Consider the following 22,659-nt stretch of genomic DNA (forward strand, 5'->3'; position numbering starts at 1 on the left):
TTCCGACGCTTTGAACTGGAGGGAGCGGACCTACTGCCGGGCGGACTGCCGGGACCAATTCCATCGCGAGACACCGCAGCGTTCAGCCGATCTTCAATCGGGCGTAAAGCCCCAAGTTTTTGAAATCGCTCTCAGGAAATCCTGGGAATTTCTGGCCCCGAAAGGGGATCCAGTTTGGGCGCCGGCTCTGTTGGCCGATGCCGCCGCCTCCTCAAGATTTCGATAAGCCATTTGGTGGAATGATCAAACAGAAGTTCCCTTTGTTGCTCGGTAAACAACGACGGAGAAACCATGAAACTCGCGATAATAGCATTAGCCTCTGCGTTCGCGCTCTCCAGTACGTTCGCACTTGCAAAAACGGCTCGTCAAAGGCCGAGCGTCAGGACCTATGACTTGCATAGGGGTATACCGCTGGGCAGATCAGGTTTTTTGCATCCGAACTACGGCAACCCGGACGGTGCAACCAACGTGTCCGCGGGCGGATTGATGTGGAACGGAAGGAGCGCGTCGGAGTGGGGCGGCGGCTAACACTAACCGCAAGGGCTATTCGCGCCCCGTGTTATCAGGATCTTCAGTCAACGTGATTGCTAACCCCGTCAGGGTCGCTCCGATGCCGAAGGTTATCGCGCATGTGCCCACGAACATTATCATAACGACATCTGGAGTTGGGCCGTAATTGATCAAGGTCGCGATGCCTAACGCGGTGATGTGAGTTGCGAGAAACGCAAAGCCGAGACCAACGGCAATGCCCATCGCTGTGTGGCTGGCAGCCGCCAGCAGCAGCGAAGGCTTGATCAATGCAGACCGCTTCTTAGGGCGCACAGGCCTGATCTCCGGCATGTCGTGTGTGCTTGCTGAAAAATGCAGTCGAAGCGCGAATTGTCTGGCTAGATCAATTCGATCTGCCGCGTGGATTTGCGCTCCAGAGTAAACATGCCCCAGTGCGAATAGCTGATCCATTCATCATGATCGCTCATGTCATCGGCTCCTTTTGCGCAGATAATGTTTAGATAAGAGAACAACCGCACCGTCACCATTAAAACATTCTTTAGTTCAGCATTGGACACCAGCAGCGCGGCCGATCATCCCTCGAAGCTGTCGAGCTCGAGCCGGCTCCGAGCGCTGGCGCAGCCCACTTGACCTGCTCGAGTGCTGCCTCATTCCCCTCTTAACCGTCGGTCGCGTTCGAGGATCTTGGCGCCCGGGTAGACCCGGCGAGCGAACGCAACGACCAGCGCTTGGTCCCGCGTCTCCAAGAACGGGGTCCGGACCTGACACGACCCGACGATGAGGTGCCATAAGCCGTTAAGCTTCCGGATGGTGGCGTTCATGATAGTGCTTCACATTCGCGAGCAGCTGAACGAGCCAATGCCTTAGCCGCATCAGTGTGCGCGGCTTTCTCAGCTCGCCGTTCATAGTCCTCAGCAAGCGCCTTAAGCTGACCCGCAACGTGTTCGTCGGTCATTGTTTGCGCCGCCCGGAGTATGGTCCGTGCCGTGTCTAAATATTCTTTGCTCAGCATTTCGCCTCCACAGTCCCAGTTTGAACGGCACAAAGCCGTCGATCTACAAGCAATCACAGAGAGACGGACCGTGCCATTGCACAGACGTTCATCAGGGCCTTCCATTTGTTTGAGACGATGATACTTAGGTTTACGATTGACCACCTGCGCGCTCGCGAGTGGTAGGAACGTGGCTCCTCGCCCGGCAGCCACCTAGCGACATCGGCGTTTTGCTAGATGTCCGCTTTGAGCCGCCAGACGCTGACATTCTAGCCAATGTCGGCTTTGACCCAACTGGGACACAAGGCCTGATCCGGTTTCCATGGCCAGTTGTGTGCCTTTCGGTCATAACCTGTTATGACAGGCGCGTTCTTTTGGAGGGCACATGCGGCGGCGCGAGTTCATCACGCTGGTCGGAGGCGCAGCGGTCGCCGCGGGGCCGGTTGCCGTACGCGCGCAGCAGCCGCGGAAAATACCGACCATCGGATTTCTCGGCGCAAGCACGCCCGAGGCCGCAAGCGAATGGGTCCGCGCGTTCGTGACGCGGTTGCAGGAATTGGGCTGGACCGAGGGACGCACCGTCGCGATCGAGTATCGCTGGGCGGAAGCGCACAACGAACGGTACGCTGAGATCGCAGCCGAGTTGGTCAGGCTCAAGGTCGATGTCATCGTCACATGGGCATCCGCGCCGGTTCTTGCGGCGAAGCAGGCGACAGCGCTGGTCCCGATCGTGTTCGCGGCACAAATGGATCCGGTCGGCGCCGGTGTCGTCGCCAGCCTGACGCGGCCCGGCGGCAACATTACCGGACTTTCGCTGCAGCAGACCGATACTGCCGGCAAACGTCTTTCACTGTTGCGGGAGTTCGTGCCCGGTCTGGCCCGATTGGCGGTCATGGCAAATGCCGCTGCTGCCGGTGCCGTCCTGGAGATGCGCGAGATACAGGCAACCGCGCGGGCGCTCGGCGTCGAGGCCGTCACCATCGAAATCCGCCGGGGTGATGAGATCGCTCCCGCCATCGAGGCCCTCAAAGGCCGGGCCGACGCGCTTTACGTCGCGACCGACCCGCTGGTATTCGCCAATCGCATGTCGATGAACATGCTGGCGCAGCAGATACGGCTGCCGACCATTTATGGCGGCCGGCAATATGTCGATGCGGGAGGCCTGATTTCCTACGGACCCAACTTTTCGGACCTGTTCCGCCGCGCCGCCGACTATATCGACAAGATTTTACGCGGCACCAGGCCAGCCGATATTCCCGTCGAACAGCCGACCAAATTCGATCTGGTCATCAATCTCAAAACCGCCAAAGCCCTCGGTCTCGAGATTTCGCCTTCGCTGCTCGCCCGCGCTGACGGCGTGATCGAATCGTATGCGCTGACTTCCGTTGACGGCGCTGCTCGTAACCCAGGGCGGCCCTCGTCAGCCGGTCGATGCGGCGGTGAAAACCGCCAATTGGGCATCGAAGGCGCGCCTGAAGGCCGGCCGCGCTTCGCCGCGGGCGACATAGGCGGAGAGGTTCGGATATTCTTGCTGGATATCCGATCCGTTCAACCGGCGCAGGACGGTCACCATCAGAAGGTCGCCGGCGCTGAACCCACCATCGAGCCAGTCGGCATCGCCCAGGCGAGTAGAGAGTTCGCCCAGCCGGTGACGGAGGCGATCCGCGACGACAGGCAGTCGCCGCTCGTACCAGGTTTCATCGCGCTCCAGCAGCATGGCGATTCCCAGATCGACGATCGGCGGTTCCAGCGTGCTGAGCGCGGCAAACATCCATGTGATCGCGCGCGCGCGGGCGTTCGCATCGTCCGGCAGCAGGCCACGATGGCGCTCCGCGATATGGAGCACGATCGCCCCCGACTCGAACAAGGCCAGATCGCCTTCCTCATAGGTCGGAATCTGCCCGAAAGGATGAAGCGCACGATGCGCCGGTTGCTTCATCTCGCTGAACGAAACAAGACGAACGTCGTAAGGCTGGCCGACTTCTTCGAGCGCCCAGCGAACACGCATGTCACGTGCCTGTCCCTTGCCGCGGTCGGGCGAACTTTCAAAGGCGGTGATGGTGGGGATCATTGAAGCCTCCGGGTGAGCGCATCACGCTGTTTGCATCCAGAGGACGAAGGACCGGCGCTAATCCCGACAACTTGCCTCGTTTTCCCTGACCTTGGATTGCCTTGGTTCTGTCTGCGTTCCAGGGCCGAGTGGACGTGGCGCGCTATCCCATCCTGCTCGAGTAAATTGCACCACTGCGGAAGGGCTCTGCTACGAGATTATTTCGCACCCAAATCCTGTGCGAACCGCAGGAGATACCCATCAGGATCCTGCACCAGGAACTGCCTGTTGCCGCGCTCCTCTCCTGCAATTCGATACCACGCGTCATGACAGGGCCTAAAGAGAGGCCAGTTTGCGTTCCTGAGCGCATCGAGCAAAGGCTCTACGGAATCGACGAACATCTGAAAGTTAATCCCGCGCCCCAGTGGGCGCTGTAGATCCCCGGTCTCCCAATTGCCGTTTCGTTGACTCAGCATAACCTGTGATCCCTGAAGCTCGATATACGTCAAGCCGTTTTCGGGTCGCTGGTATGCAATTTGGAAGCCGAGAACATTGCATCAAAAGCTCTCGCTCTTTCCAAGGTCAAACACGTCTAGCTCCGGGACAAGCGGAGCAAAGCCGCCAGTCGGTAGTCTATCCGCTGATCTTTTCATGGTTCAGCTGCCTCCGAAGTGGTGCGGGATCAGTAGCAAATTCCGGCTTCGAAATCTGCTTGGCAGCAAACTTGGACGTTGCTGTGAGCGTTGGTGACCGCTCCTGGCGCCAGAAGCGGACACTCACTCCAGGTCGCTTCTGGACCCAGAACGGACCTAAAGGACGTCCAACCGTTACGTTGCGATAGAAGACATTTGAAAGACCGCTGTTCGGCCGATCTTGCGCGAGAGCTTAATACTTTGGCGTTCGACACTCCACCATATCAGCCAGCCGATGCAGAGCGCTGCAGGGATCGCCAAGACGCCGCCCCATGCTCCGAAGGCGTGAACAAACACCTTTAGCACCAAGGCGTGACTGAGATACAGGCTATACGAAATGCGCCCGAGCCATTGGGGGATGGCAGCATCCAACAGTCGGTTGCGAAAGGAGATGTGCGAGAAGGAAGCACCGATCACAAAGAGGCAGAGAATTGAGACTTGAGGAACGATCAGCCCGACGAGCATGGCCGCGGCCGCACACGTTATTCCACGAATTTTATCGGAGCTGCTCCATACGATCAGAGGCATAAAAGGCATCGCCCACACCTCCAGAAACAGCGACCACACCGGAGGATTGATGGAGGGCTCGTCGTTAGGCCCGATCAGCGGATACCAGAGGAACTCCGACCAGACCGGCGGCACGCTGGCAATGATGTACCCTGCGGCTAAACATAAGGCATAAACCGGCCATAGACGCACCACGCGGCGCGCGAGGAACACACCGAACCGACCCTCCCAACTTCGGGTAAGCACATAGCTCGACAACACAAAGAACAATCCGACCGCGAAATGCGCGGGCATCAACATCCAATTGATGCCAAAGGGAGCGCAGACGTGCCATGCAAGAACCACAACAGCGAGAAGCCCACGCAACCCGTCGATTGCTGTGACGCGCGCTGACGCAACTGCCGGCGGTTCAACCGATGATTTCACGCTCAATCCAAAGAAGAAACTGCATCGCGTTCGCGGTCAAATAAGTCGGCGCGCTTCAAGAATATCATCATCCTCCAACACACGTTAAACAAGTGTTATACGAATGTTGTCTTTTTGCGTGTGTTACAGATATCGCCCAAATGACGTGATGTCGCGCCCGGCTTTCTAGGTTCAGCCCACCTTTGCTGCACCATGCGATGCTGATAGCGCCCTCGTCGGGTGATTGCGAACACGAATGAGCGCGTGAGCCATCGGCAAAATTTTTGATTGGGAGTCCTGTTGCCAACGCGGGAAGGTATGACTACGCTTTACCCTAGGTAGGCCTAAACCGCCTTTCGATCGGCTGCACGTTCATGCCCAAATTCCTTCGCGTCGGAGTCCATCAGTCCAACGTCTCCGGATACACGTCAAAGGCATGGTGTATTCGACGGGTTGGCTCGGCGGTTTTCCTGAAGTGGGGCGCCGTGGAGGTCCATGGCGCCGGAGCTGCACGCAAGGTCTACTGGACGCTTCCACCGAGGGACAAGACAATTCGTTGCGGCACAGTGCAGCGTGCCAGCGATTACGCCAAAGCCGCCATCGCGCGGCGACGCAACCATCGCTACGAACTGCTGACTGGAAGTATTGCGACCCGGCGCCGGACCGCCGATCGTGGCGCCGAATTCGAACAGGCGCTCGCCACGATCCTCTTTGTCGATATCGTCGGCTCCACCGAAAAAGCCGCGCGGTTAGGCGATGCCCGCTGGACGCAGGTGATGGGTCACTATTACGCCGCCGTCCGCAAAGAGCTGAAGACCTTGCGCGGAAAGGAAGTCGTGACGACGGGAGACGGATTGCTCGCGACGTTCAAGGCGCCGGCGGCCGGAGTCCGGTGCGCGGCCGCGATCCGCGAGGCCGTGCGCACGCTGGGGCTGGAGATCAGGGTCGGGCTGCACGCCGGCGAATACACGGTGAGCGGCGGCGAAGTGGTCGGTCTCGCGTTTCACATCGGCGCGCGCGTCGCCGCGAAAGCGCGTGCCGGCGAAGTGCTGGTCTCGAGCGCGGTCAGGGATCTGATGTCGCAGTCCGGAATCCAATTCAGGGATCGCGGCCTGCACCAGCTCAAGGGCGTGCCGGCGCGATGGCGCCTGTACCGGGTCGAACACTAAGGTGTTCTGCAGGCGTGGACACCGATTTTGCAATCGATGCGGCGCTCCGATTGCAGGAACGCGACTGACCTTGTCACGAAACGCAGGACCTTGCGCTTTCCAATACCGTCACCGCGATCGTTCCTGCAATTGAACCAACGTCCGATCCGACCGCACCAAGCCAGGTAGCGCTGAGGGAACCCGGTCGATTGATCGGTCATACGGCCTGGTCATTGGATCAGTACTTGATGAACGGCTGTTTGAATGCAGTTTCTTCTTTATGAAATTGTCGCTCGTATCGTCGCGATCTATTTGTGCGCCGATTGCTACCGCAGGCTGCGGCATGGTCTTGCCGAGAGAAAAATCGCGTCCTTCAGTTCTGATCCTGTAAACTGGCTTCTGGACTCGTTTCTGGACCCGTCGATCCGGGTTGCCCATAGGGATGCCACGCCGGTCCGGTACTGGATCGTAATGGGCATCCAGATGATCGCCCTGGTCGGATGCCTCGTTGTTGCGATATTTGGCTGGTGGCACCCAAACACCTGAGCATCCGCTGATGGCACCTGGTCGACGTTGAGGATTCGTCCCCGCGCGGTCCCGACAGCTAGCTCCGTTTTCTCAGGCCGCGGGATTTCGCGATCCGAACCTGCTGTGCGCGGCCTGGTTTGAACGACAAAGTCGGTCAAGTTCAGGCTGGATTCGCAGGTAGTCTGGCTGGCAATTGATCCTCCCCATCTCTAGATATGGATCGGTCAGGAGCCCGACATGCCATCGCTTTCCATACTTGATCTGGTCCGCGTTACGCAAAATACCGACGCGCGCGGCGCCTTCGACAATGCGCGCGATCTCGCCGCCCATGCGGAACGATGGGGTTACCGCCGGTTTTGGGTCGCAGAGCATCATAACATGCCGGGCGTCGCCAGCGCCGCCACGGCGGTAGTCCTCAACCATATCGCGGCGGGCACGCGCACGATCCGCGTCGGCGCGGGTGGCATCATGTTGCCTAACCACGCTCCGATCATCATCGCCGAGCAGTTCGGGACTTTGGCTAGGCTGCACCCCGGCCGTATCGACCTCGGCCTCGGGCGAGCGCCAGGCACGGATCAACTTACCGTCCGGGCGCTGCGCCGGACATTGCAGAGTTCCGACAATTTTCCGCAGGACGTGCTCGAGCTGCAGGCTTTCTTTGCGCCGGCGGGGCCGAACCAGAACGTTCAGGCCGTGCCCGCCGCGGGCACGGAGGTGCCGCTGTGGATTCTCGGGTCCAGCACCTATGGCGCACAGCTCGCCGCCGCACTGGGGCTGCCCTACGCCTTTGCCTCGCATTTCGCGCCCGACCAATTGCTGCAGGCGCTGGATATCTACCGCAGCCGCTTCGAGCCGTCAGAGCAACTGGCGAAGCCTTACGTCATGGTCGGCGTCAATGTCATCGCCGCGGACACCGGCCACGAGGCGAAGCGGTTGGCGACCACCCAGCAGATGTCATTCACCAATATGTTTCGCGGCAAGCGCGGCCTGAGCCAGCCACCGATCGATGACATCGAGACTTACTGGTCACCAACCGAGAAGGCGCAGGCGATGCAGATGCTGGCCCGTTCCATCGTCGGATCGCAGGACACCGTTCGTGCCGGGCTTGCAGGATTGTTCGCCGAGACCGCGGCAGACGAATTGATGGTCGTGTCGGATATTTACGATCACGGCGCGCGTTTGCACTCGTACGACCTGATAGCCGCCGCTCATGCCGAGCATGAGAGCGCATCGATGACAGCCGTCGTCGCGTAGCGTTTCGGATTGGCGACGGGATCAGGCGGCTACTCCGGCACTGGCACGTCAAACGGATCGCGTATCCTGCGGCATTACCCGGGCGAGCGCTCGACCACGTGACGGAGCCAGACCATTCCGCCCTCGAGCGTCTCGCAATGAGTCAATCGCAACGACTGCCCGGCGCCGGGGCGGTCGCCCTCCGGGCCGGTGTAGTCGACGATGCTTTGCGTGCCGGCCACCCCGTCGACGGCCGGGAAGATCAGCGTGCTGAACTCGTCGATCAGTTTGTGTTTGAGGAATGCACCATTGATTCTGCCGCCGCCTTCGAGCAGCAGCTTTCTGGCACCAAAACCCGAGGCCAGCTGTTCCATCGCCCGTGACAGATCATCGCCTGTTGCGCCGGCGAAGACATATGAAACACCATCTTCGCGAAGTTCGGCGAGATAGGCATCGGAAACCTGCTCGCCGAGCACCGCAACGACGTGGTCGCCGCCGACATTGTCCTTGCCGTAATGGGCATGGCCCGATGGGTCGATCGCGACGGCGAGTTTGCGGCCGTCGCGTTTGGCGACATGCGCTTCACGCGGCAGCTTCGGCGCGTCGGCCATGCTGCGTTCGGTTCCCTTGGCCATTTCACTCATGGTCTTGCGGCCGACGATCCATCCATCGGCGTCGAAGCTGTCATGCACTTTTTCGTAATGGCTGCGTAAAACATCGATCGGAATGCCCGCGGCCGGCCGGGTGAAGCGACTGGGATGCAGCCGCCCGTCGATGGACGTGCCCATGTGGCAGATGATGTAAGGTCGCATGATTCACTTCTCACCCGGTTGGGGGCTGGCCGTTATTTATGTATGGCGCGTCGCTGACCTTTGCCATCCCACCAACGTTTGCAGCGCGCACCCGGTCTTCCCTGCGCCCTCTGATTTTCGTGGGCGAACGCAATTGCAAAACTCGGGCGCATCGTGTCGCGAGATCGCAAACACGCATTCAGCGTCGTAGCCCGGATGGGCGTAGCGATATCCGGGCTGCTGTTAGACTGATCCCGGATGTCGCTGCGCTCATCCGGGCTACACAGGCCGGCGGCACCCGATGCGTGGTTGTATCTCGCTGCCGAAAAACCGGCTATGCATGTGCCGATTTCACCGAGGATGTCCGCTTGAAGCCCGACAACGACCCTTCGCCCGCGCCGTTCGGCGCGTTCGCTCCGACCGCCGCGCAGGCCGCCATCATCCGGCTGGCGCATCGCTCGCGGCTGAAGCGCGGCGCATTTCGCCCGATGCTGTCGCGGCTGGTCAACCTGCTGCGCGCCGGGCCTGTCGATGTTGCCTATCAGGGCGCGTCATTTCGCTTCTATCACCAGGTCAGCGCCACCGAACGCGGCGCCCTGTTCAATCCCGATTACAACATCGAGGAACTGGATTTTCTTCGCGCGCATACGCCTTCAGGGGGCGTGTTCGTCGACGTCGGCGCCAATGTCGGCACCTACGCCATGGTGCTGGCGCGCCATGTCGGACCTGCCGGCAAGGTGATCGCGATCGAGCCGCATCCCGTCACCCATGCGCGGCTGGCCTTCAACAATTCGGCGTCCGGCTACACGCAGGTCAGACTGGTGGCCGCCGCCGCAGGCTCCGCCGATGGCGAGCTGATGATCGAAACCGATGGCGACAATCTCGGCGCCAGCCATATCGTGACCGGTGAGGTTTCCAGTAGGGCGATCAAGGTGCCGTCGCTGCGGCTGCAGCGCATCCTCGAGGACGCCGGCGTCACGCGTGTCGACGCCCTCAAGATCGACATCGAAGGTTTCGAAGACCGCGCGCTGATTCCCTTCTTCAAGGACGCCCCGCCAACGCTGTGGCCCCGCGCCGTCGTGATCGAGCATCTGTCGAAGAACGAATGGCTCGACGATTGTATCGCCGACATGCGCGCCCGCGGCTATTCCGAGACGGGCGAGACCCGCAGCAACACGCTGCTGGTTCGGGGTTCCCGTTGATGCGGCCATTGTGTCGCACGGAACTTCGCCGCATCTGCGCCGTTGTCGGCGATGCCAATCGAACCTCCGGAAATTCCACCGGCAACGCCGGGACTTCCGACGGAACCGCCGCAAGAATCGCCTCCGGGCAATCCGCGCCCGGAGATCCCGCCGCCGGTGCATGAGCCGGGTGCGCCACCGCCACCACAGGAGCTGCCGGGCAAGCCGCCTGACGAACTTCCGTTGCGTGGACCGGATGGACCTCGCACGCCGAATCCGGCTACTGATCTTGGCGGCAGCACGAGCCGCACCTGAAGAGGGCGGCCTGAATGAGTAATGAATAATGATGCATGCAGCCTGTTGCGTAGAGGAAATATATCGCGTCCGAGTTTCATGGCCCGCCACAATCCGGCCTAACGATTAGCCGTTGATCGACCAGCCGAAACCTTCGGCAAAGACGATTCATTGCTTTCAAGAACCTTCCGGGACCTAAAGATATCATGACAAACCTTCGCATCCTGCTGCTGGCCACCACTGCTCTGACGGTGGCACAGCTCGCGACTTCCGCATCGCATGCGCAAACTGCGCCACTCGTCGTGGCGCAAGCCAAGGAAGAGCTTGGCCCCGATGGAAGGCCGAAGGGGCCGCCGCCGAAGGGCCCGCCACCCGCCGCAGTCCCGCATCCCGCGCCGCCACCGCCGGCTGCAGCGCCACGTCCGGCACCCCCGCCGCCGCCGCCGCCACCCCCGGCTGCAGCGCCACGTCCAGCGCCGCCGCCGCCACCGCCTCCGGTTCAGCGTCAGGCTCCTCCGCCGCCGCCCCCTCCGGTTCAACATCAGGCTCCGCCGCCCCCGCCGCCGCCGGTTCAGCATCAGGCTCCGCCACCGCCGCCTCCCGCGGCTGCGCCCGCACGTCCAACGCCGCCCGCGCCGCCTCCGCCCCCTGTTCCCGCGCGTCCGACCCCGCCGGCGCCGCCGACGGCGGCACCGCCTGCACATACGCCGCCACCCCCACCGCCGCCGCCCCCGGCAGCGACGACGGCACCCGTTGCGCCGAAGCAACCGACGACGCTCCCGCCTCCGCCGCCTCCCGGCGCCAAGCAGGCACCCGCGCCGATCCAGCAAACAGCGCCTCCGACGGGCACACCCCCGACATCTGCTCCTCCCGCGGGCGGGAGTCCGGCGATCGTGCCGCCGCCGCGTACACCGGACGGACCGCCTCCCGGTACGGGTGGGCCAACCGGTCAGCAGGGACAGGGACGTCCCGGCGGGCCGCCTCCAGGCGGCGCATCGGGTGCTGTTCCGGGAGCGACACCTCCAGTTACGGCAGCTCCGGCCGGGGCACCCCCGGCTGCGGGCGCTCCCGCGGCACCCACTGCCGTGCCGGCCGGGCCGAATTCCGCACCGCCTCCCGGTCACGTGCAGAACGCGCCCCCGACGGTTGCTCCGGCATTCCAGCGCGCACCTCAGATCACCGCGCCGCTGCCGGTTGCCCCGCCGCCCGCTGTCGCGCTCGCTCCGATCGCGGCTGGTGCCGTCATGCCGGGTCCGCGTAACCTCAGTGATTTCCGCGGCCAACGCCGCGAAGTCCAGGAGGGCGGCCGCACCGTCATCACCGAGCCGGGCCGGATCATCATCCGCGATCCCGGCGGGCAGGAGTACGTCCGTCACAACGAGATGGATCGCTTCCAATACGGTGCGCGTGACATCCAGACCCAGGTCGTCGGCGGCGAAACCCGCACCGTCGTGATCCGTCCGGACGGCTCGCAGATCATCACGGTGATCGGCCGCGACGGCGAGTTGCTGCGGCGAATCCGCCGCGACGATCGGGGCCGCGAGATCATCATCATCGACAACAGCTACCGCGATCCGCGCGCGATCGGCGGCTTCTATGTCGACCTGCCGCCGCCGGTGGTGCGCATGCCTTATAATCGATACATCGTCGATTCCGAGGAAGCGTCGCCAGACGTCATCTACGAGACCATGATGGCGCCGCCGGTGGACCGCATTCAACGGCGCTATACGCTCGACGAAATCCGCTACAGCCCGAACGTGCGTCAGTTGATGCCGAGCATCGACGTCAACACCATCAACTTCGCAACCGGATCGTGGGAAATTCCGCCCGATCAGGCCGCGAAGCTGCAGGCGATCGCCGATGGCCTCAACCGGGCGATCCAGGCCAATCCGCGCGAGGTGTTCCTGATCGAAGGCCACACCGACGCGGTCGGCAGCGACACCGACAACCTGTCGCTGTCGGACCGTCGCGCCGAATCCGCCGCAACGCTGCTGACGCAGCAGTTCGGCGTGCCGGCGGAAAACCTGACCTCGCAGGGTTATGGCAAGCAGTACCTGAAGGAGCAGACCGACGGGCCGAGCGCGATCAACCGGCGCGTCACCGTCCGCAACATCACGCCACTGCTCAATGGCGGCCAGGCGGCGCTGCCGCCGCCCCCGCCCGGCGTCGCGCCGCCCCGGTAAGGCTGAATACGGCGAGGCAAGTCCTCAGCAAATGAGAATGGCCGGGAGCAATCCCGGCCATTGTCGTATTAGCTATCTCAAACCGTCATTGCGAGCGTAGCGACCTGTCCGCCGAAGCTCGAAGAGCGAAGACGGAAGCAATCCATCTCGCCACGGAAATGAAGCGTGGATTGCTTCGTCGCTTGCGCTCCTCGCAATGACGTGGGTAGAGATGCCGCCCCCGCGCGCCTCAGTCCTTGTCGCTGCCGAGTCTGAAAATGTCGGCGCCGTCGCCGCTCGATAGCAAGCCGTTCTCGGCGTAGAGATTCAGCTTGGTGCGGGTATCGGCGATATCGAGGTTGCGCATCGTGAGCTGGCCGATGCGGTCGGCCGGCGTGAACGGCGCATCCTCCACCTTCTCCATGCTCAGCCGCTCCGGCTGATAGGTCAGGTTGGGGCTCTCGGTGTTCAGGATCGAGTAGTCGTTGCCGCGGCGCAGTTCGAGCGTCACCTGGCCGGTGACCGCGCGGGCTACCCAGCGCTGCGCGGTTTCGCGCAGCATCAGCGCTTGCGAGTCGAACCAGCGTCCCTGATAGAGCAGCCGGCCGAGGCGCATGCCGCTGATGCGGTATTGCTCGATGGTATCCTCGTTGTGGATCCCGGTGACCAGGCGTTCGTAGGCGATGTGCAGCAGCGCCATGCCGGGCGCTTCGTAGATGCCGCGGCTCTTGGCCTCGATGATGCGGTTCTCGATCTGGTCGCTCATGCCGAGGCCATGGCGGCCGCCGATGGCGTTGGCCTCGAGGAACAGCGCGACCGGATCGGCGAAGCTCCGGCCGTTAAGCGCGACCGGCTGGCCTTCCGCAAAACGCACGACGACCTTCTCGGCCTTGACGGCGCAGTCGTCGCGCCAGAACGGCACGCCCATGATCGGATTGACGATCTTGATGCCGCTGTCGAGCTGCTCGAGATCCTTGGCCTCGTGGGTGGCGCCGAGGATATTGCTGTCGGTCGAATAGGCCTTCTCGGCACTCATCTTGTAGCCGAAGCCATGCGCGGTCATGAACGCCGACATTTCGGCACGGCCGCCCAGCTCGTCGATGAACTGCTGGTCGAGCCAGGGCTTGTAGATCCGCAAGCTCGGGTTGGTCAGCAGGCCGTAACGGTAGAAGCGCTCGATGTCGTTGCCCTTGAAGGTGGAGCCGTCGCCCCAGACGTTGACGCCGTCTTCCTTCATGGCCGAGACCAGCATCGTACCGGTCACGGCGCGGCCGAGCGGTGTGGTGTTGAAGTAGGTGATGCCGCCGGTCGAGATGTGGAAGGCGCCGGACTGGATGGCCGCGATACCTTCGTGCACCAGTTGGGTGCGGCAATCGACCAGCCGGGCTTTCTCGGCGCCGTATTCCAGCGCCTTGCGCGGAATCTCGTTGTAGTCGGCCTCGTCCGGCTGGCCGAGGTTGGCGGTATAGGCGAAGGTGCGCGCGCCCTTCTGCTTCATCCACAGCAGCGCCGCGCTGGTGTCGAGCCCGCCCGAGAAGGCGATGCCGACTTTTTCGCCCTTGGGCAGGCTCTTCAAAATCGTGCTCATAAACCTTCCAATCGCTCGAAATGCCTTGTGACGTTGAGGGCGCGAATAGCAAATTTCACGCTTGTGGGCACGCGTTTTAAGGGGCTGCGCGGCCGCGCCAGCGCTGCCACAGCCGGTAACCGGGCCCGCCCAAGCGCGCCAGCGCGGCCTCGATCTGTGCATCCGACAGCCGGGTCAACGGCCAGCGGTAGATCCAGGCATAGGCCAGCCAGATCACCAGAAAACTGACCAGGCCTGCCGCCGCGACATCGGTGAAGAAGTGCCCGCCGAACGCCATCCGCAGCACGCTGGTGGTGACCCCGAACAGGGTCGCCGCCGCATAGGCCAGCGGCCGCCACGCCGGCGGCGTCAGCACCGCGGGAGCATAGGTCCAGAACGCGGTGGCGCCCTCGCCGGAGAAGAACGAGCAGTTGCGCCCGCATTCTCCGCGCGGGTCCCAATACGGCACGAATTCCCAGGGCCCGTTGAACTGCGTCACCATCACGGGCCGCGGCCGGCCCCAATAGCTCTTGAAAGTTAGGTTGGTGAGAACGCCCGCGGAGAGAAGTATCGTGACCAGCAGGAACACCGCCGCGCGGCCGGGGATCAGCATCGGCCGGTCCGGCCGCAGCAGCTTGACGACGATCGCGACCAGCGCCGGCAGCGCCAGCGCCCACGATACCCACATCGCACCATCGCGCGCGAATGCGGCGACGGCATCGGACTTCAGCGGGAACGATTTGGTCGCGGGATCGTAGAACAGCGCCGCCAGCTTCAGATCGAGTTCGGGAAAAATCCCGAACAGCAATCCGATCACAAGCGCGAGGGCGAGCGCGATGAGAAGTCCAGTCCGGTTCATGGCGCGGGGTTTAGCCGAGGCGGCAGGGGTTGGAAAGCATCACGGCTGCGGCCTCGACTGCGACGGCAGTGGCGGCGGCGGCCGCAACGGGCGCGGCGGTTCGCGCCAGGCGCCCGCTCTGCGGCCCGCGATCATCCAGTAGACGATGCCGGCGACGATGCCCGCGCCGGTCATGATTTCGAGGTGGCGCCGCACGATGCCGTCGAACTGCATCGTCTGCGTATCGAACGGGGTCAGACCGAGATAGCAGGCCGCGCCGACGATCGCGCCGCCAACCGCGTAAGTAAGCACACCCCGGATGCTAAATGCCTCGGTGATCAGCACCACGATCAGCGCCGGCAGCAACGCAAAGCCCGAGATAAAGATGAAGCCGAAGCCGAGCACGACGTGGATCGCACTTGGATCGATCTCGCGGGCGTCGAGATCGCTGAATTCCGGATACAGCACCGCGACGACCACGATCGCCCCCGCGGCAAAGCACGCGAGAAGAAAGGCAAAGAAGACGACAAAGAGACGGCCGATCAGCGCCATCGAAGACTCTTTTGATTTTTGGGCATGATCTTATCCGAAAACCGGGTCCCACTTTTCGGGATCATCCCCTTAGTCCGTCATCGCCATGGCGCGGAGCGCGTCGCGCTCGCGCACGGAGAGCTTTTCAGTCTCCGATTTCAACTGACCGCAGGCGGCGAGAATGTCGCGGCCGCGCGGGGTACGAACCGGCGAGGAGTAGCCGGCGTTGAAAATATACTCGGAGAATTTTTCGATCTGCTCCCAGTCCGAGCATTCGTAGCGCGTGCCCGGCCACGGATTGAACGGGATCAGATTGATCTTGGCGTGAATACCCTTGAGCAGCTTCACCAGCAGCTTGGCGTCGTCCAGCGAATCGTTGACGTCCTTCAGCATCACATACTCGAAGGTGATGCGTCGCGCATTCGACGAGCCCGGGTAATCGCGGCAGGCCTGCAGCAGTTCGGCGATCGGGTATTTACGGTTGAGCGGCACCAGTTCGTTGCGCAGTTCGTCGCGCACCGCATGCAGCGAGATCGCCAGCATCACGCCGATCTCGTCGCCGGTGCGGATAATGTTGGGCACCACGCCCGAGGTCGACAGCGTGATGCGGCGGCGGGAAATGCCGATGCCTTCGTTGTCGGCAACGATCAGCAGGGCGTCGCGCACCGCGTCGAAATTATACAGCGGCTCGCCCATGCCCATCATCACCACATTGGTGACGCGGCGGCTGCCGGTCGGGGTCTCGCGATCGGCCCAGTCGTCGAGGCGGTCGCGCGCCACCATGATCTGGCCGACGATCTCGCCCGCCGTGAGGTTGCGCACCAGCCGCTGCGTGCCGGTGTGGCAGAACGAGCAATTCAGCGTGCAGCCGACCTGCGAGGAGACGCACAGCGTGCCGCGGTCGGTTTCGGGAATGTAGACGCATTCGACTTCATGCGCCTTCTGCAGATCGTCGCCGCTCGGCAGGCGCAACAACCATTTGCGGGTGCCGTCGTTGGAAATCTGCTCGGCGACCACTTCGGGACGCGCGACGGTGAAATGCTGCACGAGCTGCGCGCGCATTTCCTTGGAAATGCTGGTCATCTCGTCGAACTCTTTGGCGCCGCGGACATACATCCAGTGCCAGAGTTGTTGCGTACGCATCTTGCGCTGCGCGGGCGCAATCCCGATCGCGCCCAATCGATCCGCGATCTCGGCGCGCGACAAGCCGATCAGCGACGGCTTGGCGGGCGGCACGTAGGTCTCGAGCGGAATCTTCTCCAAAGGCGCGATTGCCCCGGAATGAGCTTCGGTCTTGCTGGTCACGGTGTCGGTCATGGCCCATCAAATAGGCTTTCCGGCGCCCGCTGGAAAGCCATCAAATGCGTCAGTTTTGGCCTAAAAAGCCGCTTATCTCGCTTGAAGCATGATCTTGCCGGAAAACCGGCGACCAGCTTTCCGGATCAGGCTTAGCGCCGGCAATCCTGCGCCAGCCGATCGAGCGCCTGCGCCAGCCCCTTCAGCGAGAAGGTATCGGTGGTCTCGGTGCCCTTGGCCGAGACGCCCTTGACAGTCGCGTCGGCCGATTTGCGCATGGCGTCGACCATCCGCTCTTCCTCGGCGGCGTTCTTGATCCAGAGTCCGTCGCCCTGGGTGTACATCGCGTAGGACGCGCCACCGACCTCGAGCGAGGATTCCGAGCCCGGCTTCAGTGCGTAGCCGATCATGATCGAGACTTCGTTGACGACTTTTTCAGCCGGGCGCGTCGAGACGAAAGCGTAGGCCGGATCGCGCGGACGGTTCGGAGGGTTGGTCTTCGAGGAAGACGGCTTGGCCAATGCGAAGCACACCTTCTTGCCGTTCGGCATCGCCGTGTAGGCGCCCCATGTGCCGAATTGGCCGATCAGGTTCGGCTCCGCGCCGCCGGCCGCTGCCGTTGCCGCCGGATCCGGTTTGGCGGCGGGCTTGGCTGCCGCGGGCTTGGCCGTATCCTTCGCGGTACCCTTGGCGGCCTTCGGCGCAGCCGTTTGCGCGTGCGCGAAGGACGTCACCCCGCACACGACAACAACAGCAACCAGAGATGTCAGTATTCCCCGCACGGACGACTGATTCCCTTATCATTGTGACTGGAAGATGGCCCAACGACGCAATGAGTCGTCGCGCATGGATAGCCGGGAAATGCCTTTTTGGGAAGGCAGTCACGGGCTGGCCCGCTGCGACGTCCGCGTTCCGGTGCAAGCCTGCTTAGCAGAACCTTTACACGGCCTGCGAACTCAGCTCCCGGCGCGGCCCGCGCGCTGCTTCTCCCACTGCGCTTCGGTCCAGTGCAGCAGATCCTCCGCGCCGGAGCTGCGCAAATGCGAGCCGCCATCCTGCACCACCATCTCGCCATTGATGTAGCCGGCCTGGTCGGAAATCAGGAAGCTCGCCAGATTGGCGAGTTCGCTATGTTCACCGGCGCGACCGAGCGGATTGCGATGCGCCCAGCTTTCGTCGCGCCCCTCGGGCCGCAACTGACCCGAGGCGCCCGGGGTCGGAAAGGCACCGGGCGCGATCGCGACCGTGCGGACGCCCTTCGGGCCCCATTCCACCGCAAGGCTTTTGGTCATCGCCAGCACGGCGGTCTTGGCCATCGCCGACGGCACCGTGAAGGCGCGCCCGGTGATGGTCGAGGTCGAGAGAATGCTCAGCACCACGCCCTTGTGCTTGCCGTCGATCCAGCGCTTGCCGGCGGCGAGCGTGCAATACATCGTGCCATGCAGCGTCGGCGCCAGGATCGCATCGGCGGCCCGGAACGACAGATGTTCGGTCTGCGCGATGAAGGTCGCGGCAGCATTGTTGACCAACACGTCGATCGGCGCCTCGGCCCAGACCGCATCCATCATGGCATTGACCGCAGCGCCGTCACGGATATCGCATCTCGCCACCGAGACCTTGCCGCCCATCTCGCTGCGCATCTGGGCTGCGGTCGCCTCCAGCAATTCGAGCCGGCGGCCGCAAATGATCAACTCGGCACCGAGTTCGACGAAGCGGCGTCCCATCGCCGCCCCGAGCCCGGAGCCGCCGCCGGTGACCAATATCCGCTTTCCCGCCAGCAGGCCTTTTTCAAACATCGTTTGAATTCCTTTCAAACATCGCCGCCCTCATCCCGCACCATAAGGCCATGCATCCGAATCGGATTGTAGCCCGGCTTCAAATCCGGCATGAAGCATCCAGCCTTCCTTGTGCGTCCGAAAATCAGGTGTGTCCATGAAAGCCATTCTCTGTTCGCAATATTGCCAACCCGACGATCTCGTGCTGGCCGACGTGCCCGATCCCGTCGCCGAGCCGGGCCAGGCCGTGATCGCGATCAAATCTGCGGCGCTGAATTTCTTCGACATCCTGATGATCCAGGGCAAGTACCAGATCAAACCGCCGTTCCCGTTCTCGCCGGCCGCCGAAGTCGCGGGCGTGATCGAAAGCGTCGGCGCCGGGGTCACCGACCTGAAGGTCGGCGATCGCGTGGTGGCCTCCTGCGGTCACAACGGCGCGCGCGAAAAGATCGCACTGCCGGCGAATACCATCGTGAAGATTCCCGACAATCTGGATTTCGATCGCGCCGCCGGAATCATCATCATCTACGGCACCGCGCTGCACGCGCTGGAAGACCGCGCCAGCCCGAAGCCCGGCGAGACGCTGGCGGTGCTGGGCGCGGCCGGCGGCACCGGCCTTGCCGCCTGCGAGCTCGGCAAGCTGATGGGGCTGAAGGTGATCGCCTGCGCGTCCTCGGATGAGAAGCTCGAATTCGCCAAAGCCCACGGCGCCGAACTGACGCTGAACTACGCCAAGGAAGACCTGAAGGAAGGTCTGAAGCGGCTGACCGGCGGCAAGGGCGTCGACATCATTTTCGATCCAGTCGGCGGCAGCTATGCCGAAGCCGCGTTGCGCGCCATCGCGTGGGAGGGTCGCTTCCTGGTGATCGGCTTTGCGGCCGGCGACATTCCGAAGATGCCGCTCAACCTGGCGCTGCTCAAGGGTTGCGATATCCGCGGCGTGTTCTGGGGCGCATGGGCCAAGCTCAACGCGGAAAAGAACCGCGCCAATCTGGAGAAGCTCGTGAAGTGGACCGCGGAAGGCAAGATCTCCTCGCATGTCGACCGCACCTTCCCGCTGGCGCAAACCGCCGAGGCGCTGAAAGTGCTCGCCGGCCGCAAGGCGATGGGCAAGGTGATCCTGCATCCCTGAGGCGGCGTTTCACGGCCGACAACGATTCTCGCTACCGACGGCGGCCATTGCTCGGCCGCCGTATCACTTCAGGACACGCGACTCATGATCGCGCGCATCGGGCGGATGTTTCGCGACGAGACTAGCGACGCACGCATTTGAGATAATTAGTTGCTAACTAGTCCGCGCGTTAAATCTCTGAATTGGGCAATTACGCCTCAATCAAACCAAAATATCTCCCAATTCGCACCTGCGAACGTCGTTTTTTAAACCCATTCGGCGTGCGATTTAGCAACCAGTAAAGGGTTCCCGCGCGCCAAAAATAATTACAACCATGCCGGGGTACCCACAGTTGCGTTCGTAGTGGGAGCATCGCCATGGTGGAGAGTACAAAGCCGGTTCATTCGAGGGACCCGTACGACAGATTCGACGAAGCCATCAGCGATTCCCGGTTATATGAGACGCATCAACCCGGTCGAGCCGTCGGACTACCGTATGAGGCGCCGGAACAGGACGAAGCCTACGAGCCGGTCCCGCTGTTCCTCTCCAACTATGAAGATGACGAACCCAAACACCGGTTCGGCAGCGGCGGCGAGAGCAACATCAGCCGCGCACTGCTCTGGTCGCGAATTCTCAAGGGCGGCATAGCCGCCGCATCCGCCGCCGGCATCGCGCTCGCGATCATGTCGATGGACAACCCGCTTTCGGTATTTGCCAACGCGAAAGCCTCGCTCGCCGGCGAAACATCCGGTCAGCTCAGCGCGACGGAGCCGGCGCTGCCGCCGCAAAGCGTTGCCGCGCGGCCAACCAATTCCGAACCGGCGCCGGATAACGCAGCGCCCCGCCGTCTTCCGCCCGCCAGCCTGACCTCGGTGTCGCCGACGCGCGACGAAATCACAGCCGCCTATCAGGGCGCGATCAAGAGCAAGGTTGTGGCGATCGAGCCGGCGGCGCAAGCAGCGGCCCCGGCGGAAGCAGCGCCGCCTCCTGCAAGACGCATCGATCCCGATGAACTCGCGGCGCTGCTGAAGCGCGCGAAGGGACTGCTGGCGATCGGCGACATCACTTCCGCCCGGCTGCTGCTCGAGCGTGCGGCGGATGCGCAGGAAGCCGACGCGGCGCTGATGCTGGCGGGAACGTATGACCCGCAGGTGCTCGGCACCCAGGACATGCGCAGCATCACGCCCGATCCCGCCGCGGCCCGGCTTTGGTACCAGAAGGCGGCCCAGCTCGGTTCGGTCGACGCCAGACGGCGGCTGCAGACTCAAAACTAGACTTCACTCGAAGACAGGCACTACGCAGGGGGACACATGCGACGTTTGTTTGGAATGGCACTGATTGCCATCATGATGGTTTGCGGTCAGACCGCCCGGGCCGAAGAGACGCAACTCGATCCCGCCAAGGTCAGCGAAAGTCTCAAGGCTATTTTCCAGTTCGGTTCGGCCGCCACCAAGCAGGCCTTGAACCAGAACACGGTCACGCTGATCTCTGGCACCATCGGCGGCACCTATGTGCAGATCGGCGCCGACCTCGCCTCCGTGCTCGACGACGGCAACAAGTTGCGCGTACTCCCGATCGTCGGGCGCGGATCGGTGCAGAGCGTCGCCGACATCCTGTTCCTGCAAGGCGTCGATCTCGGCATCGTGCGCGCCGATACGCTCGACTATCTTGAGCGGAAAGGCTTTGCGAAGGACATCAAGAAGCAGTTCACCTATGTGACCAAGCTCTACAACGAAGAGATGTATGTCATCGCCTCGAAATCGGTCCGTAGTCTCGCCGATCTCAACGGCAAGAAAGTCAGCGTCGACCTTCCCAATGGTGGCACCTTCGTCACGGCATCCATCGTATTCGAGCGGCTCGGCCTCAAGCCGAACCTCGTCTATATCGAGCAGCGCATCTCGATGGAGATGTTGAAGAAAGGCGAAATCGACGCCGTGATCGCCGTTGGCGGCAAGCCGTACAAGTCGGTCAGCGCCTTCAAGGACGACAAGGACCGCTTCCACTTCGTTCCGGTCGACTATGCCAAGCCGTTGCAGGGCGACTATCTGCCGGCAATGCTGACCGCAAAGGATTATCCGAACCTGATTGCGGAAGGCGAGCGCGTCGACACCATCGCGGTCCCCGCGGTGCTTGCGGCCTACAACTGGGCGCCGAACACCGAACGCTATCGCAAGCTCGCGCTGTTCGTCGACGCCTTCTTCACCAAGTTTCCGACGTTCCAGAACCCGCCCTTCCATCCGAAGTGGAAGGAGGTCTCGCTGTCGGCGCCGCTGCAGGACTGGCAGCGCCTTCCGATCGCCGATCAATGGCTGAAGAGCCACAACATCGAAGCGGTGACACGCGCCCGGTTCGATGACTTCCTGAAGCAGAGCCCGACGACCGCCGCCAGCGTCAAAAACGACACCGACCGGGAAGCGCTGTTCAAGCAATTCCAGGCCTGGGAAGCCGACAAGAACGCGCGCGCCCAGGTGGTCCGCCCGGCCGCCACGGCGAAGTAAAGACTGTCGTCGCCCGGCAGCAGCGCGAAGCGCGTCTTCGCGTTGATGACCGGGTGACCCAGTATTCCACCGAGGTCAATTGTTGAATCGATGGGCCAGAGCGTACTGGATTCCCCGCCTTCGCGGGGAATGACAGCTGCGGCTATTCCACCTCTGCATCCTCAATCCCGCGCTTCAGTGCAGCGCGGGCGGCATCGCGATGGTCTTGCGTGATGTGGCCCGCGACCATGCGGATGGCGGTGGCCAGGATCGCGGCATCGTCGGTGAAGCCGAGCACCGGCAGCATGTCGGGTATGAAGTCAAACGGCAGAATGAAATAGGCGATGGCGCCGAGCAGCGCCGCCTGCACATGACGCGGCGTCTGTTTGTCGAACGCGCAATAATAGGCCGCGAGCAGATCCTCGGCGAACGGAAGCTTCGCCACGACCCGCTTCAGCTTGATCCAGAAGCGCCGGCGCACGCTTTCGCGGTCCTGCGCCAATCGGTCGGCAGGCTCGAAACCCACGGTATGTTCGGACGATGCCATCACGGCACTCCCCTCGAATCCGCCG

Annotated in this window: 20 protein-coding genes and 1 pseudogene; 10 read left to right on the forward strand and 11 right to left on the reverse strand. The window is 62.7% G+C overall.

The window, feature by feature from the left end:
• Positions 1 to 543: 543 nt before the first annotated feature.
• Complete coding sequence (locus tag BLR13_RS17170; RefSeq protein WP_244525197.1) at positions 544 to 840, reverse strand: hypothetical protein; 297 nt, start codon at positions 838 to 840, stop codon at positions 544 to 546.
• A 1,046-nt stretch (positions 841 to 1,886) separates the two neighbouring features.
• On the opposite strand from BLR13_RS17170, the pseudogene BLR13_RS41745 reads away from it, so the two are divergent.
• Positions 1,887 to 2,849, forward strand: a pseudogene (locus tag BLR13_RS41745) (ABC transporter substrate-binding protein); the annotation flags it as partial.
• A 72-nt stretch (positions 2,850 to 2,921) separates the two neighbouring features.
• Here the strand turns inward: BLR13_RS41745 and BLR13_RS41095 are convergent.
• Entirely contained in the window at positions 2,922 to 3,572 is a 651-nt protein-coding gene (locus tag BLR13_RS41095) for a glutathione S-transferase family protein (protein WP_074831414.1), read from the reverse strand.
• Between the two features lie 806 nt (positions 3,573 to 4,378).
• Entirely contained in the window at positions 4,379 to 5,176 is a 798-nt protein-coding gene (locus BLR13_RS17190; RefSeq protein ID WP_157793705.1) for an acyltransferase family protein, read from the reverse strand.
• A 353-nt stretch (positions 5,177 to 5,529) separates the two neighbouring features.
• Here BLR13_RS17190 and BLR13_RS17195 point away from each other — a divergent pair, with 353 nt between their 5' ends.
• The 3 genes from BLR13_RS17195 to BLR13_RS17205 all read left to right on the forward strand — a co-directional run bounded on the left by BLR13_RS17195 (position 5,530) and on the right by BLR13_RS17205 (position 8,085).
• On the forward strand, positions 5,530 to 6,324 hold the full coding sequence (locus BLR13_RS17195) for an adenylate/guanylate cyclase domain-containing protein (RefSeq protein ID WP_074821435.1): 795 nt from the start codon (positions 5,530 to 5,532) through the stop codon (positions 6,322 to 6,324).
• Positions 6,325 to 6,567: 243 nt separating this feature from the next.
• Positions 6,568 to 6,849, forward strand: coding sequence for a hypothetical protein (locus BLR13_RS17200; protein WP_074821432.1), 282 nt, complete (start codon positions 6,568 to 6,570; stop codon positions 6,847 to 6,849).
• 219 nt (positions 6,850 to 7,068) lie between these two features.
• Positions 7,069 to 8,085, forward strand: a complete 1,017-nt coding sequence (locus BLR13_RS17205; protein WP_074821429.1) for an LLM class flavin-dependent oxidoreductase — start codon at positions 7,069 to 7,071, stop codon at positions 8,083 to 8,085.
• Between the two features lie 74 nt (positions 8,086 to 8,159).
• Here the strand turns inward: BLR13_RS17205 and BLR13_RS17210 are convergent, their stop codons facing one another.
• Positions 8,160 to 8,876 carry a dihydrofolate reductase family protein gene (locus tag BLR13_RS17210; RefSeq protein WP_074821423.1) on the reverse strand — a complete coding sequence of 239 codons (717 nt, stop codon included), beginning with the start codon at positions 8,874 to 8,876 and terminating at the stop codon, positions 8,160 to 8,162.
• Between the two features lie 347 nt (positions 8,877 to 9,223).
• Between BLR13_RS17210 and BLR13_RS17215 the strand changes: the two genes are divergently transcribed.
• The 3 genes from BLR13_RS17215 (at position 9,224) to BLR13_RS17225 (ending at position 12,513) form a co-directional block, all read left to right on the forward strand.
• Positions 9,224 to 10,057 (forward strand): FkbM family methyltransferase, encoded by an 834-nt coding sequence (locus tag BLR13_RS17215; protein ID WP_074821420.1) that lies wholly within the window; start codon positions 9,224 to 9,226, stop codon positions 10,055 to 10,057.
• A gap of 51 nt (positions 10,058 to 10,108) precedes the next feature.
• Entirely contained in the window at positions 10,109 to 10,351 is a 243-nt protein-coding gene (locus BLR13_RS41750; RefSeq protein ID WP_074831413.1) for a hypothetical protein, read from the forward strand.
• Positions 10,352 to 10,536: 185 nt separating this feature from the next.
• Positions 10,537 to 12,513 (forward strand): OmpA family protein, encoded by a 1,977-nt coding sequence (locus BLR13_RS17225; RefSeq protein WP_074821417.1) that lies wholly within the window; start codon positions 10,537 to 10,539, stop codon positions 12,511 to 12,513.
• A 229-nt stretch (positions 12,514 to 12,742) separates the two neighbouring features.
• On the opposite strand, the gene argG is transcribed toward BLR13_RS17225, so the two are convergent.
• The 6 genes from argG to BLR13_RS17255 form a co-directional block, all read right to left on the reverse strand.
• Positions 12,743 to 14,080, reverse strand: a complete 1,338-nt coding sequence (gene argG / locus BLR13_RS17230) for an argininosuccinate synthase (protein ID WP_074821415.1) — start codon at positions 14,078 to 14,080, stop codon at positions 12,743 to 12,745.
• 76 nt (positions 14,081 to 14,156) lie between these two features.
• On the reverse strand, positions 14,157 to 14,918 hold the full coding sequence (locus BLR13_RS17235; RefSeq protein WP_074821413.1) for a phosphatase PAP2 family protein: 762 nt from the start codon (positions 14,916 to 14,918) through the stop codon (positions 14,157 to 14,159).
• Positions 14,919 to 14,957: 39 nt separating this feature from the next.
• Positions 14,958 to 15,449 carry a hypothetical protein gene (locus tag BLR13_RS17240; RefSeq protein ID WP_074821411.1) on the reverse strand — a complete coding sequence of 164 codons (492 nt, stop codon included), beginning with the start codon at positions 15,447 to 15,449 and terminating at the stop codon, positions 14,958 to 14,960.
• A gap of 69 nt (positions 15,450 to 15,518) precedes the next feature.
• Positions 15,519 to 16,745: a 23S rRNA (adenine(2503)-C(2))-methyltransferase RlmN gene (rlmN, locus tag BLR13_RS17245; RefSeq protein ID WP_074821407.1), complete on the reverse strand. Its 1,227-nt coding sequence runs from the start codon at positions 16,743 to 16,745 to the stop codon at positions 15,519 to 15,521.
• 131 nt (positions 16,746 to 16,876) lie between these two features.
• The gene (locus BLR13_RS17250) at positions 16,877 to 17,506 is read right to left on the reverse strand and encodes an invasion associated locus B family protein (protein WP_074821405.1); all 630 of its coding nucleotides are present in this window, start codon (positions 17,504 to 17,506) and stop codon (positions 16,877 to 16,879) included.
• Between the two features lie 174 nt (positions 17,507 to 17,680).
• Positions 17,681 to 18,520, reverse strand: a complete 840-nt coding sequence (locus tag BLR13_RS17255; RefSeq protein ID WP_074821402.1) for an SDR family oxidoreductase — start codon at positions 18,518 to 18,520, stop codon at positions 17,681 to 17,683.
• Positions 18,521 to 18,656: 136 nt separating this feature from the next.
• Here BLR13_RS17255 and BLR13_RS17260 point away from each other — a divergent pair, with 136 nt between their 5' ends.
• From BLR13_RS17260 to BLR13_RS17270, 3 genes are all read left to right on the forward strand, one after another.
• Entirely contained in the window at positions 18,657 to 19,631 is a 975-nt protein-coding gene (locus tag BLR13_RS17260; protein WP_074821400.1) for an NADPH:quinone oxidoreductase family protein, read from the forward strand.
• A 356-nt stretch (positions 19,632 to 19,987) separates the two neighbouring features.
• Entirely contained in the window at positions 19,988 to 20,884 is an 897-nt protein-coding gene (locus BLR13_RS17265; protein WP_074821397.1) for a hypothetical protein, read from the forward strand.
• A gap of 36 nt (positions 20,885 to 20,920) precedes the next feature.
• A complete protein-coding gene (locus BLR13_RS17270) occupies positions 20,921 to 22,108 on the forward strand; it encodes a TAXI family TRAP transporter solute-binding subunit (RefSeq protein ID WP_074821394.1) in 1,188 nt (395 codons plus the stop codon).
• A 142-nt stretch (positions 22,109 to 22,250) separates the two neighbouring features.
• On the opposite strand, the gene BLR13_RS17275 is transcribed toward BLR13_RS17270, so the two are convergent.
• Positions 22,251 to 22,634, reverse strand: a complete 384-nt coding sequence (locus tag BLR13_RS17275) for a YkvA family protein (protein ID WP_074821391.1) — start codon at positions 22,632 to 22,634, stop codon at positions 22,251 to 22,253.
• Positions 22,635 to 22,659: the final 25 nt, after the last annotated feature.

Origin of the sequence: Bradyrhizobium ottawaense, assembly GCF_900099825.1 — a bacterium.
Taxonomy (GTDB): domain Bacteria; phylum Pseudomonadota; class Alphaproteobacteria; order Rhizobiales; family Xanthobacteraceae; genus Bradyrhizobium; species Bradyrhizobium ottawaense_A.